We start from the raw sequence: 15,098 nt of genomic DNA, 5'->3' as shown, positions 1-15,098 counted from the left end.
ATGCTCTGGATGGGAATGCTCCAGGCAGATCTTTCGAGCCCGCGGGATCTGCGCCTGTGCGCCATGGGTGACCTGACATGAAGTCGTTTCTGTTGTTTGCGCCCCAGGGGGCGAGGTCCGGGGACCCCGGGGCGCTCGAAAACGTGGTGGTGGTCAGGGATTCGTTCAGCTGGCTGGCGTTTCTCGCGCCGACCCTGCGGTTCCTGTATTTCCGGATGTGGCTGGCGGCGCTCATGGTCTTGTTCGTCACGCCGGTGGTGCTGGCGCTGGCTCATTATTTCCCTGTTGGATCAGGCGTCGTGCTGTTGGTTCTCCTCGCGGTTCGCCTGTTCATTGGGCTTGAGGCCGGGGCATTGTACGCCCGATCCTTGCGTGGCCGGGGCTATCGCCTGACGGACGCTGTCGTCGCCCGCAACGCTGCTGAGGCGGAGAATTTGATGTTCAGACGGTGGTTGTCGCAGTCGGCGGACGTTTCTCAAACCGCCGCCGCCGCGCCTCCAGCCGCGCCGCCGGAGCGGCGCGCCATGGTGGGCATTGTAGGGTTGTTCCCCGAGCCGGAGGGCGGTCGTTGAATACGGTTGTTGTGGTTGATTATGGCTCTGGCAATCTGCACTCCGCCTGCAAGGCCCTGGAGCGCGCTGGCAGCGACGTCGCCGGCGAAGTCACTGTCCGGTTGTCGTCCGACCCTGAGGAGGTGCTGAAGGCCGATCGCGTGGTGTTGCCGGGCGTCGGCGCTTTTGCCGATTGCCGCCGGGGGCTCGATGCGGTTCCAGGGCTCACCCAGGCGTTGACGGAACTGGTTCAGGAAAAGGGCCGACCGTTCTTTGGCATCTGCGTTGGCATGCAACTGTTGGCCTCGCGCGGTCTGGAATACGAGACTACCGCCGGGCTGGACTGGATCAGCGGCGATGTGGCGCCAATCCGCCCGGCGGATCCATCGCTGAAAATTCCTCATATGGGCTGGAACGATCTCACCCAGCTCCGCCCCCATCCGCTACTGGATAATCTGCTGGGCTCCGATAGCAGCCGCGACGCGTATTTTGTCCATTCCTATGCGCTGTCCGCCGCCCGGCCCGAAGACGTTGTCGCCACGACCGACTATGGCGGACCGATTGCAGCTTTCGTTGCCCGCGACAATGTTGCCGGCAGCCAGTTTCATCCCGAGAAGAGCCAGGGCTTCGGCCTGGCCCTGCTTTCCAATTTCATCAGGTGGCGTCCGTGATCCTGTTTCCCGCAATCGACCTCAAGGAAGGCCAGTGCGTCCGTCTGGTTCATGGCGACATGAATCAGGCCACCGTGTTCAACGATGATCCGGGCGCCCAGGCTGAAGCGTTCCGCGCCCAGGGGTTCGACTGGCTGCACATCGTTGATCTGGACGGAGCCTTCGCCGGGCGGCCGGTCAATGCGAATGCGGTCGAATCGATCCTCTCCCGGGCCCCTGGCATGTCGATGCAACTCGGCGGCGGCATTCGCGACATGCGCACGGTCGACGGCTGGCTGTCGCGCGGCGTGTCGCGCGTCATTATCGGCACCGCGGCCGTGCGCGATCCGGCCTTCGTGCGTGAAGCGGCGCGGCTCCACCCTGGCCGCATCGCCGTTGGCATTGATGCGCGCGACGGTCGTGTGGCCGTCGAAGGCTGGGCCAGCCTGTCGGAGATCGGCGCGGAGGAACTTGGCAAGAAGTTCGAGGACGCTGGCGTCGCCGCCATCATTTTCACCGACATCAGCCGCGACGGCGCCATGGGTGGTCTCAATATCGAGTCGACGCTTGCCCTGGCCCGCGCCGTGTCGATTCCCGTGATTGCCTCCGGAGGACTGGCCTCCATCGCCGACGTTCAGCGCCTGACGCAACCCGACTGCGCGATTCTGGAGGGCGCGATTTCCGGCCGCGCCCTGTATGACGGCCGCCTTGACCCGGCCGAAGCGCTGGCGTTGCTGAAGAACGTGGGACGTTGAGCCGATGTTGAAGGTTCGCATCATCCCCTGCCTCGACGTGAAGGACGGGCGGGTCGTCAAGGGCGTCAAATTCGTCGATCTGGTCGACGCAGGCGATCCGGTGGAAGCTGCGCGCGCCTATGACGCGGCGGGAGCCGATGAGCTCTGCTTCCTCGATATCACCGCCAGCCACGAAGATCGCAGCACCCTGCTTGATGTGGTGCAGCGTACGGCCGAGGCCTGTTTTACGCCCCTGACCGTCGGTGGCGGCGTGCGCACCGTCGAGGATATCCGCAGGCTGCTGCTGGCCGGCGCCGACAAGGTCTCGATCAATACAGCCGCGGTGAACAACCGTCAGTTCGTCCGTGAAGCGGCGGAGAAATTCGGCGACCAGTGCATCGTCGTGGCCATTGACGCCAAGCGCGTCTCGCCTGAGGGCGCGCCGCCGCGCTGGGAAATTTTCACTCACGGCGGCCGGCGCGAAACCGGCATCGACGCCATCGATTTCGCCCGTGAGGTGGTCTCGCTGGGCGCTGGCGAGCTGCTGGTCACTTCGATGGACCGCGACGGCACGCGCGCTGGCTACGATCTGCCGCTGATGAAGGCAATTTCCAGCGCTGTCAGCGCCCCGGTCATTGCTTCGGGCGGCGTTGGCTCGCTGGACGATCTGGTCAATGGCGTGACGGAAGGTGGGGTCAGCGCCGTGCTGGCCGCGTCAATTTTCCACTTTGGGACTTATACGGTCAGCGAAGCCAAAGCGCATATGGCGGCGGCCGGCATACCGGTGCGGATGGTCTGACATGGGCAAATTCACGCTTGAGGATCTCGAGGCGATCGTTGCGGTTCGCGCTGCCGCGAGCCCCGATGTGTCGTACACAGCGAAACTGCTTGCCGACGGTCCCATGAAAGCTGCAAAAAAGCTGGGGGAGGAGGGCGTGGAAGCCGCCCTCGCCGCTGTGGCGCGCGACAGGGAAAACCTGACGGGCGAAGCGGCCGATGTTCTCTACCACCTGCTGGTGGTTTTGCGTGGCGCCGATATTCCACTCAGCGCTGTGATGGAGGAACTGCAACGCCGGACCGGTCAGTCCGGATTGCAGGAGAAGGCGTCCCGCCAGACCTGAACAATGCGGCGGGAGACAGGAACGATAATGACGCCAGCAGATTTCGCCACGCCGCTTGAGCTGATCGAGCGCTCCGTCTCTCCGTTCCGCGAATTTACCCGGGCGGAATGGGCGCGGTTACGCGCCGACACGCCGTTGACGCTGACTGGCGATGAAGTCATGAAGCTGCAGTCGCTCAATGACCCGATTTCGCTCGAAGAGGTCATCGCGATTTATCTGCCTTTATCGCGTTTGCTATCCCTGTATGTCGCCGCGACGCAGGGGCTGTTCAAGGCGACGCAGCGTTTCCTGCTGGCTGAGCAGGAAACCAAGGCGCCCTATATCATTGGCATTGCCGGTTCGGTCGCCGTCGGCAAATCAACGACGGCCCGTATCCTGCAGGCCTTGCTGGCGCGCTGGCCCAACACGCCCAAGGTGGCGCTCGTGACCACTGACGGCTTCCTGTATCCCAACGCTGAACTGGAGCGTCAGGGATTGATGGAGCGCAAGGGCTTTCCGGAAAGCTACGACACGCAGCAACTCCTGCATTTCCTGTCCGACATCAAATCGGGCAAGCGAAATGTCGCAGGGCCTGTCTACTCCCACCTCGTCTATGACGTGGTGCCTGGCGAACATGTGTATGTCGACCAGCCGGACATCCTCATCGTCGAAGGCCTGAACGTTCTGCAGCCGGCGCGTCTGCCGAGGGATGGCAGCGACATTCCGTTCGTGTCGGATTTCTTCGACTTTTCCATTTATCTGGATGCGGACGAGGACCTGTTGCACGAATGGTACGTGACGCGCTTCATGCGGCTGCGTGAAACGGCGTTCCGTGATCCCCAGTCCTATTTCCGCAAATACGCCAGCGTGAGCGAAGGCGAGGCGTTGCAGATGGCGGAACGTTTGTGGAGCCGCATCAATCTGACCAACCTGCGCGAAAATGTCCTGCCAACCCGCCGGCGCGCCGACCTGGTGCTGCGCAAGGGCGGCAGCCATCTGATCGAGGAAGTGTCGCTGCGCCGGCTGTAACCGGTTCGGCGTAGCCTTTTATGTTGGGGAAGGGGCGGCCAGAGCCGCCCCGTTTTTGTCAGAGCTTCAAGCCTGATTGCGCAACGAGCTGCCTGAGATCAGCCACAGGCCGTGCGCCCATGTGCTGGATGATCTCGGCGGCGGCGACGGCGCCGAGCTGTCCGCAGGTCTCGAGCGACAAATTGCGGGCGAGGCCGAAGAGGAAACCTGCCGCGAACAGATCGCCGGCGCCGGTGGTGTCGACCAGGGTCTCGATCGGCGCCGCTGGCACCGCGATGCGCTTGCCGTCGTTCAGAATGACGCAGCCCTTTTCCGAGCGGGTGACCACGCCCAGCACATCGCGTTTCGCCAGTTCAGTCAGCGCTGTCTCGAAATCTGCGGTCTGGTACAGGCTGGTCAGTTCGTGAACATTGGCGAAAACGATATCGACCACCTTGCGGTCGATAAGGTCATTGAATTCGTCGCGATAGCGGTCGACGCAGAATGCGTCAGACAGGGTCAGGGCGACCCGCCCGCCATGGGCGTGCGCCACGTCGGCGGCGCGCAGGAAGGCCGCTTTGGCCTGCGGCGGGTCCCAGAGATAACCTTCCAGATAGACGATGCCCGACGCGGCGATCATCTCCTCGTCCAGGTCGGCCGGGCTGAGATCCTGTCCGGCGCCCAGATAGGTGCTCATGCTGCGTTCGCCGTCCGGCGTCACCAGCACGAAGCAGCGTCCCGTGCCAGGGCCGTCCCCGGCTGCCGCCGTTGGAAAGGCGACGCCCATGGCGTGCAGGTCGTGGGCGAAGGCCGCGCCGAGATCGTCCTGGCGCACCCTGGCGATCAGGGCGCCGCGGCCGCCGAGGGCGGCGACGCCGGCGATGGTGTTGGAGGCTGAGCCGCCGGACACCGTCGTGGTGGGGCCCATGGCTGCATACAGGGCGTCGGCGCGGGCTTCATCCACGAGTTGCATGGCGCCCTTGGCGATGTGATGCTGACCGAGAAAAGTCTCATCGGCCCGCGCCAGAATATCGACGAGCGCATTGCCGATGCCAAGCACATCGTGCCGCTTTGCAGACATGGAAATCTCCTGATGGATGCGCCCGGACATGGGCGTTCTGGCGGGCGGGTAGCTGGAAAGGTGCGCGGCGGTCACGCGCCCTGGCGGTTTCCGGATCAATGGTCCGTCACCTGATAACAGAATGCGATGACGCTGACTCGCCATTCTGGTCAAGCCCGGGGCGCGCCGGCGTCTGAAGTTGCTCAGGCGCCATCGCGTCGGGCGAGTGCTGGCGCCGACGCCCTGTTGTGCTTGCGTCAGGGCGTGACGGGCGTCATAACGCGCCTTTGCGACGCATGTTCAGCGGGGCGCTGCCTGATCCGGATGGCGCCGTTCATCTGCCAGGAGCATGCCCGATCTTCCGACATGCGATTCTCGTTCGTTTCTGGCGCACCCGCCCAACGAATGCGGGTCGCACCTGACCTTAACCACCGGGTGATGGTGAAGCAGTATGGCGACAATCGGCCAGCGCGTGTTCTCCGGCGTGCAACCCACGGGCAATCTGCATCTCGGCAATTATCTTGGCGCCATCCAGCGCTTCGTCGGGCTTCAGGACCAGTATGAGTGCATCTATTGCGTGGTGGATATGCACGCCATTACCGTCCCCCAGAAGCCTCAGGAGCTGACGCGGCAGATTCGCGAGGTCACCGCTGCCTTTCTGGCTTGCGGCATCGACCCAAGGCGGCACATCGTGTTCAACCAGAGCCAGGTCAGCGGCCATGCGGAACTGGCATGGGTGTTCAACTGCGTCGCCCGCATGGGCTGGCTCAACCGTATGACCCAGTTCAAGGAGAAGGCGGGCAAGGATCGTGAAAACGCTTCCGTGGGCCTGTTCACCTATCCGGACCTGATGGCCGCCGACATTCTCGTCTACCGCGCCACTCATGTGCCGGTCGGCGAAGACCAGAAGCAGCATCTGGAGCTGACCCGCGACATCGCCCAGAAGTTCAACAATGATTTCGCCGAATCGATCGCCCGCAATGGTTTCGGCGAGACATATTTCCCGCTGGCCGAGCCACTGATCCAGGGTCCGGCCCGCCGGGTCATGAGCCTGCGTGACGGCGCGAAGAAAATGTCCAAATCGGACCCGTCCGATTACTCGCGCATCAACCTCACCGACGGTCCCGACGCGATCGCCCAGAAGGTGCGCAAGGCCAAAACCGACGCGGAGCCGCTGCCGTCCGAGGAGGAGGGGCTCGCCAATCGCCCTGAAGCGGACAATCTGGTTGGCATCTACGCGGCGCTGTCTGGACGCGCCAAGGCTGACGTGCTGTCCGAATTTGGCGGTTCGCAATTCTCGATCTTCAAGAGCGCCCTGGTCGATCTGTCCGTGTCGCATCTGGGACCGATCGGTTCGGAGATGCAACGCCTTGTAGCGGATGCGGATTACATCGATGCCGTCCTCGTCGACGGCGCCGACCGCGCTCGCGTGCTGGCCGACCAGACCATGCGAGAGGTCAAGGATATCCTCGGTTTCATTCGCGCCCGCTAATCCGCGGCCACACATTGGCGGCGCCTCGCCTCCATGCGTGGGCGCGACATCGCCGTTTGTTGCCTTCGCTGGACGCCCCCGCCATATTTGATGCAGAGACCGGCATGACCGGCTCTGAACGACGCGTCGGAACAAAAGACACGGCCAGATCCGCCCAGTGAGCAGGTTTGGCTTCAGCCGACCCGCCGGCCTTGAACCGGCGTGCGAGGAGTTGACGATGTTTATCCAGACCGAGGCGACGCCCAATCCGGCAACGCTCAAATTCCTGCCCGGCCGCACCGTTCTGGCCGACGGCACGCTCGATTTCCGCAGCCGCGATGACGCGTCGGCGTCTCCGCTGGCCGAGCGGCTGTTCAACGTGGACGGCGTCGCCGCTGTATTTTTCGGCAACGACTTCATCACTGTCACCAAGGCGGGTGGCGAGTGGGCGCACCTGAAGCCGGCCGTTCTGGGCGCGATCATGGAGCATTTCATGTCCGGCGCGCCGGTGGTTGCCGACCGGGCGGTCCTGCCGGTGGATGACGGCGAGGAGTTCTTTGACGAAAAGGACGCCGGCATTGTCGACACCATCAAGGACCTGCTGGAAACCCGCGTGCGGCCGGCCGTCGCCAATGATGGCGGGGACATCACCTTCGTCGGTTATCGCGACGGCACCGTCTATCTGTCCATGAAGGGCGCCTGCGCCGGCTGTCCGTCGTCAACCGCGACCCTGCAGCACGGCATCCAGAACCTGTTCCGGCACTTCCTGCCGGACGTTCAGGCCGTCGAAGCTGTATAAGCCTCCTGCGGGTATCGGGCGGCGAAGGGAGATGTGATTGCGCGTTCTGGCGATTGATACGGCCCTCGGCGCCTGCTCGGCATGCGTGGCGGAGCGTGGGGCTTCGGCCGCGATCTCAACGGAAACCATGGTCATGGAGCGTGGCCATGCCGAGGCGCTGCTGCCGCTGCTGGAGCGCGTGATGGCTCATGCGCCGGGCGGTTTCAGCGCTATCGACCGGGTGGTGGTGACCGTGGGGCCGGGCAGTTTCACTGGTCTCCGCATCGGCATCTCGGCCGCCCGGGCGATCGGGCTCGCCCTCAAGGTTCCTGTCGTCGGCGTCACCAGCCTCTCGGCCCTGCTGAGCCCGATCGTCGCCACGGCCGGCGACCGTGTCGCCGTCGCCGCCATTGACGCCCGCCATGGTCAGGTTTTCGTTCAGGCCGTAGCGCCCGGGGGGCGCGTCGTGGTGCCGGCGCGGCTGGCGCCCGCCCGTGAGGCGGCGCGCCTGCTTGGTTCCGGCAATATCATGATCGCTGGGTCTGGCGCCGGGCTGCTCGCTGCAGAGGCCTGGTCTGTCGGCGTCAACGCCACGGTCGCTCCGGACGCCCTGTTTCCTGATCCGCTATGGGTGGCGCGATTGGGCGCGCTGGCCGACCCGGCGACGGCGCTGCCCAAGCCGTATTATTTGCGCGCGCCGGACGCGAAGCCGCAGGAAGGCGGCGCGCTGCCGCGCGCCTGATCGCCTCACACGCCGTCAATGGCTTCAGGAGGTCATATGAGCCTTTTGCGATGGCCTTGGGGCTCGAGTGAGGACCTGACAGCGCAACGGCTGCAACCGGCCTGCGCTGCGGCTCTGGCGCATATCCACGCCGCAAGCTTCGCCCATGGTTGGGATGAGGAAGCCATGGCGGCGATGATCCTTGATGACATGATCCAGGGCGACGGCCTGTTCGTCGCCGGACAACCAGGCAATGCGCCTGTGGCGTTCGTGCTTAGCCGCTGCGTGCTGGATGAGGCCGAGATACTCACCATCGCCGTAGCCGGTCGCTGGCGCGGCCGCCGGGCGTCGCTTCGCCTGTTGCAGCATCATTTGCAATGTCTGGCCGCGCGTGGCGTCAGGACGGTGCATCTGGAGGTGGAGGAGGGCAATACGCCAGCCCTGCGCCTGTACAGCGGTTTTGGGTTTGTCAGAACGGGCGAGCGCAAGGGCTATTACGCCAAAGCAGACGGCTCGCGCGCAACGGCGGTGCTGATGACCCGGGAGCTGTGAGCCTTCCAGCAGAACGGCGTCATCAGGGATGATGCGTTCAACCGCATGGCGGAGGGCAAACCCCGTTTCAGGATGGATGGGGGCGTTCAGCCAACGCCGTCCGGTGACCTGCAGAACAACGCGGCCCGCGCCATATGTGGCGCGGGCCGCGTCTATTTGACAACCGGCAGGACAATGCGCCTGCCGGATCCATGTGGGCTTATTTCTGGCCCGGCGCCGCAGCGCGGATGGCGGCGTCCACATGCGGCTCGAAGGTTTTGAAATTGTCGTGGAACATGCCGACCAGGCGCTGCGCCGTGGCGGCGAAATCCGCCTTGTCGGCCCAGGTCTTGACCGGGTCCAGAATGTCGCCCTCGATGCCGGGAACAGCGACGGGTACTTCGAAGCCGAAGTTCGGATCGGTGCGGAATTCGACCTTGTTCAGCGAGCCGTCGAGGGCGGCGCCGAGCAGGGCGCGCGTGGCGCGGATCGGCATGCGGCTGCCAATGCCCGGCTTGCCGCCGGTCCAGCCGGTATTCACCAGCCAGCAGGTCACGCCATGCTTCGCGATCAGCTCACGCAGCAGGTTGCCGTACTCCGAGGGATGACGCGGCATGAACGGGGCGCCGAAGCAGGTGGAGAACGTTGCCTGCGGCTCGGTCACGCCCTTCTCGGTGCCAGCGACCTTGGCGGTGTAGCCGGAGAGAAAGTGATACATGGCCTGGGCCGGCGTCATGCGGGCGATCGGCGGCATCACGCCGAACGCGTCGGCCGTCAGCATGATGATATTCTTCGGAATGCCGGCGCGGCCCGTGGCTGAGGCGTTCGGAATGAAATCCAGCGGATAGGCGCAACGGGTGTTTTCGGTCTTCGACGTATCATCGAAGTCCGGCTCGCGGGTCAGCGGATCAACGACCACATTCTCCAGCACGGTGCCGAAGCGCTCGGTGGTGGCGTAGATCTCCGGCTCGGCCTCGCGTGAAAGGCGCACGGTCTTGGCGTAGCAGCCGCCTTCGAAATTGAACACGCCGGTCGGAGCCCAGCCATGCTCGTCGTCGCCGATGAGCGTACGCTTCGGATCGGCGGAGAGGGTGGTCTTGCCGGTGCCGGAGAGGCCGAAGAACACCGCCACGTCGCCTTCTGGACCGGCGTTGGCCGAACAGTGCATCGGCATCACGCCGACGGTCGGCAGCACGTAGTTGAGGTAGGTGAACACCGACTTCTTCATTTCACCGGCGTAGCTGGTGCCGCCGATGAGCACGATCTTGCGCGTGAAGTCGATGGCGATGACGGTCTCGGTGCGCACGCCGTGGCGGGCGGGATCGGCCTTGAACGACGGCAGGTCGACGATCGTCATTTCGGGAACGTAGCTGCCTACCTCGCTGCGATCCGGGCGGATCAACAGGTTGCGGATAAACAGCGAGTGCCAGGCGAATTCCGTGAAGACGCGCGCACGCACGCGGTGGGCCGGGTCGGCGCCGCCAAAGAGGTCCTGCGCGAACAGTTCCTTGCCTTCGGCGTGGGCGATGAAGTCGGCCAGGAGCGTATCGAACTGGGCCGGCGTGATGGCGCCGTTATTGTCCCACCACACCGTGTTTTCGGTGTTGGCGTCGCGCACCACGAACTTGTCCTTGGGGGAACGACCGGTGTGCACGCCGGTTTCGGCGAGCAGGGCGCCGCCCCGAACCAGCTGCGCCTCATCCCTTTTCAGGGCTTCTTCATACAGGCGGGGGGCCTCAAGGTTCCAGTTTACCCGTTTGAGCCCACGAAAACCGAAGCTTTCAGCGCCATGCGCTGCATTGAATACGCCCACGTTCTCCACGAAACGTCCTCCTTGGGGGCCGTCCGGGGGGCTTGAGAAGCCTGCAACGGCCGCCAGCGGTCAATCAGATGTGCGGTTCCTATGACAGAAATCTGTCAGGGTTTCTACGTGGCAATGTAAGTACAATGCAACGGTGAGAACGGGGCGGGTTGCGCGTTATCCCGGGAGACTGGCCTTTTCCGGCAAATCAGGCGCATCAGCAGGCAGACGGGCGTTTTCCGCGTCGCTTGGACGCATGCGACGGCCCACATGCCGAAATGGCTTCGCCCTTGTTGGCTACTCTTCCTCGCCAAACCGGTCGGCCAGCAAGGCTTCAATGGCGTTCAGGGCTTCCCGCGCGTCATGGCCGCTGGCGGACACGATGACGGACGTGCCTTTGGCCGCGGCGAGCGTCAGGAGACCCATAATTGATCGGCCGCCCACGGTTTCTCCGCAACGCGTCACCATGACGTCGGCTTCGAAACGGTCGACTGTCTGGACAAACTTGGCTGACGCACGGGCATGAAGCCCCTTGCGGTTAATAATCGGCAACTCGCGCGACACCGCGCCTGGCGGCAGATCGGGAGGCGGGAAGTCTGGCTCGCAGTCCAAGCGGCGCGCCTCCTACTTTCCAGCCAGAACGCGGCTGGCGACGTTGATGTACTTGCGTCCGGCTTCCTGCGCCTGAAGCACGGCGTCAGCCAACGGCAGGTCCTCACGGACGCTCGCGAGCTTGATCAGCATGGGCAGGTTGATGCCGGCGATCACTTCGACCTGCAACCCGGCCATGCATGAGATGGCGAGGTTTGAGGGCGTGCCGCCGAACATGTCGGTAAGGACCACCACGCCCGAGCCGCTGTCCACATGTCGCACCGCCGTCAGAATATCCTGACGGCGACTGTCCATGTCGTCTTCCGGTCCGATTGTGATTGTTTCTACCTGTTGCTGTGGGCCGACGACATGCTCCAGGGCGGAGCGGAATTCCGTGGCCAGACACCCGTGCGTCACAAGCACAAGACCGATCATTTAGCTTCCCATTGACGACGCCGGTCCATGGAGGTCTCTGCAGCCTCCGGAGCGTCCACAAGAGCAGTCATTTTGAGCATCGCGCGCACAAGCGCAAGATGGGTGCGACCTTTTCGCTCAAAATACCGATGGCCCCCGGCGTTGCTCCATGGCTTCTTTCGCGCCGGAATGGTCCAGAAAAGCCATGACCAACAACTCACGCTGATGATTTTTACCAAGACTGATCATTGGCAACGACATTGCGCCATGGCGCCACTGCGGGGCAGCGTCGTCGGGATAGCGTGGACCATCATCGCTTTGACACCATACCGCCGCGCGGATGACGGCGGCGCGCTCATATGTGGTTTCCTGGATCCCATAGCCAAACAACTCGTAGTCGCCCGCTATGCGCGGGTGCGAACGTCCCAGCACCCGGCGCCCGGATGTCCACAACATGGTGCGATCATCGGCGACCATGCGGGCGAAGCGGCCGGCGCGTCGCCATCTGTCGAGCAGGCCAAGCGCCAGGGTCGTCTTGCCGGCGCCGCTGTCGCCGAGAATGAGCAGACCCCTGTCGTCCAGAAGCACGCAGGAGGCGTGGACCGATGTCGCCTCCTCGCTCTGCTGGCGCATCGCCGGAACAGGGGGCGACGACATCAGGCAGCCACCAGCGCCGGGAGGCGCACAACAAAAGTGGCTCCGAGAACGATTGGATCGTCGTCGTCTTCATCGGTGGGATCAAGACGGTTGCGCGCGGTGATCGTTCCCTTGTGCGCTGAGATAATCTGACGGGAGATAGACAGGCCGAGACCGGAATTCTGCCCGAACCCCTGCTCGGGGCGGTCCGTATAAAAGCGCTCGAAAATGCGCTCCAGGGCGTGTTCGGGGATGCCTGGGCCATCATCCTCGACGCGGATCTCCACATCCTGCCTGAGGCGTCGCAAGTGGATGCGAACGCTGGCCCCGTCAGGTGAGAACGAGCGCGCATTATCCACGAGGTTGTTGATGACCTGGCTGAGGCGCCCGTCATGTCCCATGACCACGAAGGCGTCCTTGCCGAGGGGATGCGCGTCGATGGTCACCTCAACTGGCGCCTGCCCCTCCCGTCGCACTTCGTTGGCGATGGACGACACGCCCTGCACCAGGCGGGCGACGTCAACCGGCTCGGCGTCTTCGCGCGACAGTTCCGCATCGAGGCGCGAGGCGTCGGAAATATCGGTGATCAGCCGGTCGAGACGTTTCACGTCATGCTGGATGACTTCCATCAGCCGGCCACGCGATTCGTCGGTTTTCGCCAGTGGCAAGGTTTCCACGGCGCTGCGCAGCGACGTCAGCGGGTTTTTCAACTCATGGGCGACATCGGCGGCGAAGCTCTCGATCGCGTCGATCCGGTTGTACATGGCCGTGGTCATGTCGCGCAGGGCGCCCGACAGGTGGCCGATTTCGTCCGCGCGGTTGGTGAAATCGGGAATGCTGTGCCGGGACCTCGCCCCCTTGCGCACCCGGTCAGCCGCCTCGGCCAGGCGTCGCATCGGACCAGCGATGGCGCCAGCCAGCAGGAACGACAACAACACCATGACGAGAGCGGCGATGAGGAACACCTGCAGCAGCCCCAGGCGTTCCTTGGCGATGATCTGATCGATATCGCCGCCCTGGGTCGACAGCAGCAGGACGCCGCGCACGGATTTCAGCCGCTGGATAGGCACCGCCACAGAGACGATGGTTTCGCCATTGCTGTTGACGCGCACAACCGAGGCTGGCTTGCCGGCAATGGCGCTGGCGACCTCTGGCAGGGAACGGCCGCTGCTGGTGGTCAGCACCTCAGCCGGCAGCCCCTTGGTCTGTGTCCAGCGGCGGATGGCCTCCCACAGACGCTCCAGCAATCCTGGCGGCTCCCGGGGGATCGGCGGCAGATCAAGTCGCAGCACGTCGCCCCGGGCCAGATGTGACTGGGAGTCCAGCAGCAACTGGCCTTCGCGATCGAATACCCGGGCGCGGGTGCCAGTCGGCGTCACAAGGTGGCGCAGCAGTGGTGCGACGCGCTCGGGGTTGATCGAGAACTCAAGCGGCGACAGGGCTTCCTCGCCGAAGCCGGAGCTTTCCCCGGCCTGAAGCTGCAGCAGCTTGTCGGGGTCGATGAGAATCGCGTCGGTTTCGACTGTCGCCGAGGTGGCTATGGCGCCCGCGATGATCTCGCCCTGGGTCAGCAGGCTTTGCACGCGCGCCTCAATCAACCCCTCGCGGAACTGGTTGAGATACAGAAAGCCGATCAACAGGACGACCAGGCCCGCGAGATTCAGCATGACGATGCGGCGCGTCAGGCTGGACGACATGCGGGTCAGCATAACGCGCGCGAAACGCCTGATACGGGTTCCCAGACCTTTGGCGGCTTCATCGGCGGCCGGTTCAGTCTGGTCGTCAGATACTGTGTCAGTCATTCGCGCGCATCGCCCGCCCGGGCGTGTTGAGAGACGGTTCCACCGCTGCATCGAACAGAGCGACGCCCCCGGCAGGCGGCGTCGGCTCCCGTTCACATTCTGGCGTCACGCCTGATCAGGCTTCCTTGAAGCGGTAGCCGACGCCATACAGGGTTTCGATCATGTCGAAATTGTCGTCGACAGCCTTGAACTTCTTGCGCAGGCGCTTGATGTGGCTGTCGATGGTGCGGTCGTCGACATAGACCTGATCGTCATAAGCCGCATCCATCAGGGCGTTGCGGCTTTTCACGACGCCCGGGCGCTGCGCCAGCGCCTGCAGGATGAGGAACTCCGTCACGGTCAGCGTCACGGGTTCGTTTCGCCATGTGCAGGTGTGGCGCTCCGGGTCCATCTTGAGCGCGCCGCGCTCCAGGGCGCGCGCGTCGCTTTCCCGCACCGCCGTCTGATCGCGGGGGCTGGCGCGCCGCAACACGGCCTTTACGCGCTCCACCAGCAGCCGTTGAGAAAACGGTTTGCGGATGAAATCGTCAGCGCCCATCTTCAGGCCGAAAAGCTCATCGATTTCCTCATCCTTCGAGGTGAGGAAGATAACCGGAAGATCGCTCTTCTGACGCAGCCGCCGCAACAGCTCCATGCCGTCCATGCGGGGCATCTTGATGTCGAGAATGGCGAGGTCCGGCGGATTCGTCTTGAATCCGTCCAACGCTGAAGCGCCGTCCGTATAGGTGAGGATCCGATAGCCTTCCGATTCCAGGGCGATGGAGACGGAAGTCAAAATGTTACGGTCGTCATCAACGAGAGCGATCGTTGGCATTGTGGCGTGGTTTTCCCGGATAGCGCGATGGTGGCCATCGCTGGCCGCACGCGGGTTGAACTCGGGTGAAGTCTGCTTCCCAACACGGCCGAAAAAAGGCGGTGGGTCGCAGCGAATGCTTTCATAGCATAATGTTTTCGCGAGATTTGCGCCAGCCTTCGCTTTGCAAGGCCGGTTTCGTCCTGGCGGCGCAGCCTGGTTAACACAGGTTTGGGGCAACTGCGGAGGCAGAAAAACTTGTGCGCCGCGCCTGTTGCGGAATCTGAAGCACCGTGCAGCGCATTGCCGCTTCGGGGTTTCCGCCGCCGGTTTCGCAGCGCGGATAGATGGCGTCAGGCGCGTTTAGGCATCGCCACGCATCGTCCCGAAGGCAGACGTCGCCTTGCCTGAAAAAAAACCGTCCATGGGAGAGCTACTGGCGCTGACAAAATGAAAA

Annotated in this window: 17 protein-coding genes; 10 read left to right on the top strand and 7 right to left on the bottom strand. The window is 63.8% G+C overall.

Translation table 11 applies throughout. The features are described 5' to 3' along the window. The first annotated feature begins 77 nt into the window (after positions 1-77). From IE243_RS06195 to coaA, 6 genes are read left to right on the top strand one after another with little or no spacing between them, the layout of a single operon-like run. Complete coding sequence (locus tag IE243_RS06195) at positions 78-572, top strand: DUF2628 domain-containing protein (protein WP_191318467.1); 495 nt, start codon at positions 78-80, stop codon at positions 570-572. Further along, positions 569-1,222 carry an imidazole glycerol phosphate synthase subunit HisH gene (gene hisH / locus IE243_RS06190; protein ID WP_191318466.1) on the top strand — a complete coding sequence of 218 codons (654 nt, stop codon included), beginning with the start codon at positions 569-571 and terminating at the stop codon, positions 1,220-1,222. Before IE243_RS06195 ends, hisH begins: the two co-directional genes overlap by 4 nt. Then, complete coding sequence (gene hisA, locus IE243_RS06185; RefSeq protein ID WP_191318465.1) at positions 1,210-1,956, top strand: 1-(5-phosphoribosyl)-5-[(5-phosphoribosylamino)methylideneamino]imidazole-4-carboxamide isomerase; 747 nt, start codon at positions 1,210-1,212, stop codon at positions 1,954-1,956. The genes hisH and hisA overlap by 13 nt, the downstream gene beginning before the upstream one ends. A 4-nt stretch (positions 1,957-1,960) precedes the next feature. After that, positions 1,961-2,734, top strand: a complete 774-nt coding sequence (gene hisF, locus IE243_RS06180) for an imidazole glycerol phosphate synthase subunit HisF (RefSeq protein WP_191318464.1) — start codon at positions 1,961-1,963, stop codon at positions 2,732-2,734. 1 nt (position 2,735) lies between these two features. Beyond that, positions 2,736-3,056: a phosphoribosyl-ATP diphosphatase gene (locus IE243_RS06175; protein ID WP_191318463.1), complete on the top strand. Its 321-nt coding sequence runs from the start codon at positions 2,736-2,738 to the stop codon at positions 3,054-3,056. A gap of 27 nt (positions 3,057-3,083) precedes the next feature. After that, a complete protein-coding gene (gene coaA, locus IE243_RS06170) occupies positions 3,084-4,064 on the top strand; it encodes a type I pantothenate kinase (RefSeq protein ID WP_191318462.1) in 981 nt (326 codons plus the stop codon). Between the two features lie 58 nt (positions 4,065-4,122). Here coaA and IE243_RS06165 read toward each other — a convergent pair whose 3' ends face one another. Continuing rightward, positions 4,123-5,124, bottom strand: coding sequence for an adenosine kinase (locus tag IE243_RS06165; protein ID WP_191318461.1), 1,002 nt, complete (start codon positions 5,122-5,124; stop codon positions 4,123-4,125). Positions 5,125-5,554: 430 nt separating this feature from the next. Between IE243_RS06165 and trpS the strand changes: the two genes are divergently transcribed. The 4 genes from trpS to IE243_RS06145 all read left to right on the top strand — a co-directional run bounded on the left by trpS (position 5,555) and on the right by IE243_RS06145 (position 8,625). Next, positions 5,555-6,595, top strand: coding sequence for a tryptophan--tRNA ligase (gene trpS, locus IE243_RS06160; RefSeq protein ID WP_191318460.1), 1,041 nt, complete (start codon positions 5,555-5,557; stop codon positions 6,593-6,595). A gap of 217 nt (positions 6,596-6,812) precedes the next feature. Further along, a complete protein-coding gene (locus IE243_RS06155) occupies positions 6,813-7,373 on the top strand; it encodes a NifU family protein (RefSeq protein ID WP_191318459.1) in 561 nt (186 codons plus the stop codon). A 37-nt stretch (positions 7,374-7,410) separates the two neighbouring features. Then, a complete protein-coding gene (gene tsaB / locus IE243_RS06150) occupies positions 7,411-8,094 on the top strand; it encodes a tRNA (adenosine(37)-N6)-threonylcarbamoyltransferase complex dimerization subunit type 1 TsaB (RefSeq protein WP_191318458.1) in 684 nt (227 codons plus the stop codon). A 36-nt stretch (positions 8,095-8,130) separates the two neighbouring features. Then, on the top strand, positions 8,131-8,625 hold the full coding sequence (locus IE243_RS06145; RefSeq protein ID WP_191318457.1) for a GNAT family N-acetyltransferase: 495 nt from the start codon (positions 8,131-8,133) through the stop codon (positions 8,623-8,625). A gap of 199 nt (positions 8,626-8,824) precedes the next feature. Here the strand turns inward: IE243_RS06145 and IE243_RS06140 are convergent, their stop codons facing one another. The 6 genes from IE243_RS06140 to IE243_RS06115 all read right to left on the bottom strand — a co-directional run bounded on the left by IE243_RS06140 (position 8,825) and on the right by IE243_RS06115 (position 14,662). Next, positions 8,825-10,426 carry a phosphoenolpyruvate carboxykinase gene (locus IE243_RS06140; protein WP_191318456.1) on the bottom strand — a complete coding sequence of 534 codons (1,602 nt, stop codon included), beginning with the start codon at positions 10,424-10,426 and terminating at the stop codon, positions 8,825-8,827. Positions 10,427-10,702: 276 nt separating this feature from the next. After that, on the bottom strand, positions 10,703-11,017 hold the full coding sequence (locus IE243_RS06135) for an HPr family phosphocarrier protein (protein ID WP_191318455.1): 315 nt from the start codon (positions 11,015-11,017) through the stop codon (positions 10,703-10,705). A 12-nt stretch (positions 11,018-11,029) separates the two neighbouring features. Beyond that, on the bottom strand, positions 11,030-11,431 hold the full coding sequence (locus IE243_RS06130; protein ID WP_132004340.1) for a PTS sugar transporter subunit IIA: 402 nt from the start codon (positions 11,429-11,431) through the stop codon (positions 11,030-11,032). Between the two features lie 117 nt (positions 11,432-11,548). Continuing rightward, a complete protein-coding gene (locus IE243_RS06125; RefSeq protein WP_191318454.1) occupies positions 11,549-12,067 on the bottom strand; it encodes an HPr kinase/phosphorylase in 519 nt (172 codons plus the stop codon). Continuing rightward, entirely contained in the window at positions 12,067-13,848 is a 1,782-nt protein-coding gene (locus tag IE243_RS06120) for a sensor histidine kinase (protein ID WP_191318453.1), read from the bottom strand. The genes IE243_RS06125 and IE243_RS06120 overlap by 1 nt, the downstream gene beginning before the upstream one ends. A 115-nt stretch (positions 13,849-13,963) precedes the next feature. After that, the gene (locus IE243_RS06115) at positions 13,964-14,662 is read right to left on the bottom strand and encodes a response regulator transcription factor (protein ID WP_191318452.1); all 699 of its coding nucleotides are present in this window, start codon (positions 14,660-14,662) and stop codon (positions 13,964-13,966) included. Positions 14,663-15,098 lie beyond the last annotated feature (436 nt).

This window comes from Camelimonas fluminis (assembly GCF_014656355.1).
GTDB lineage: Bacteria > Pseudomonadota > Alphaproteobacteria > Rhizobiales > Beijerinckiaceae > Camelimonas > Camelimonas fluminis.
Note: the sequence above shows the minus strand (reverse complement) of the source record. Positions and strands in the feature narration are given on the sequence as shown.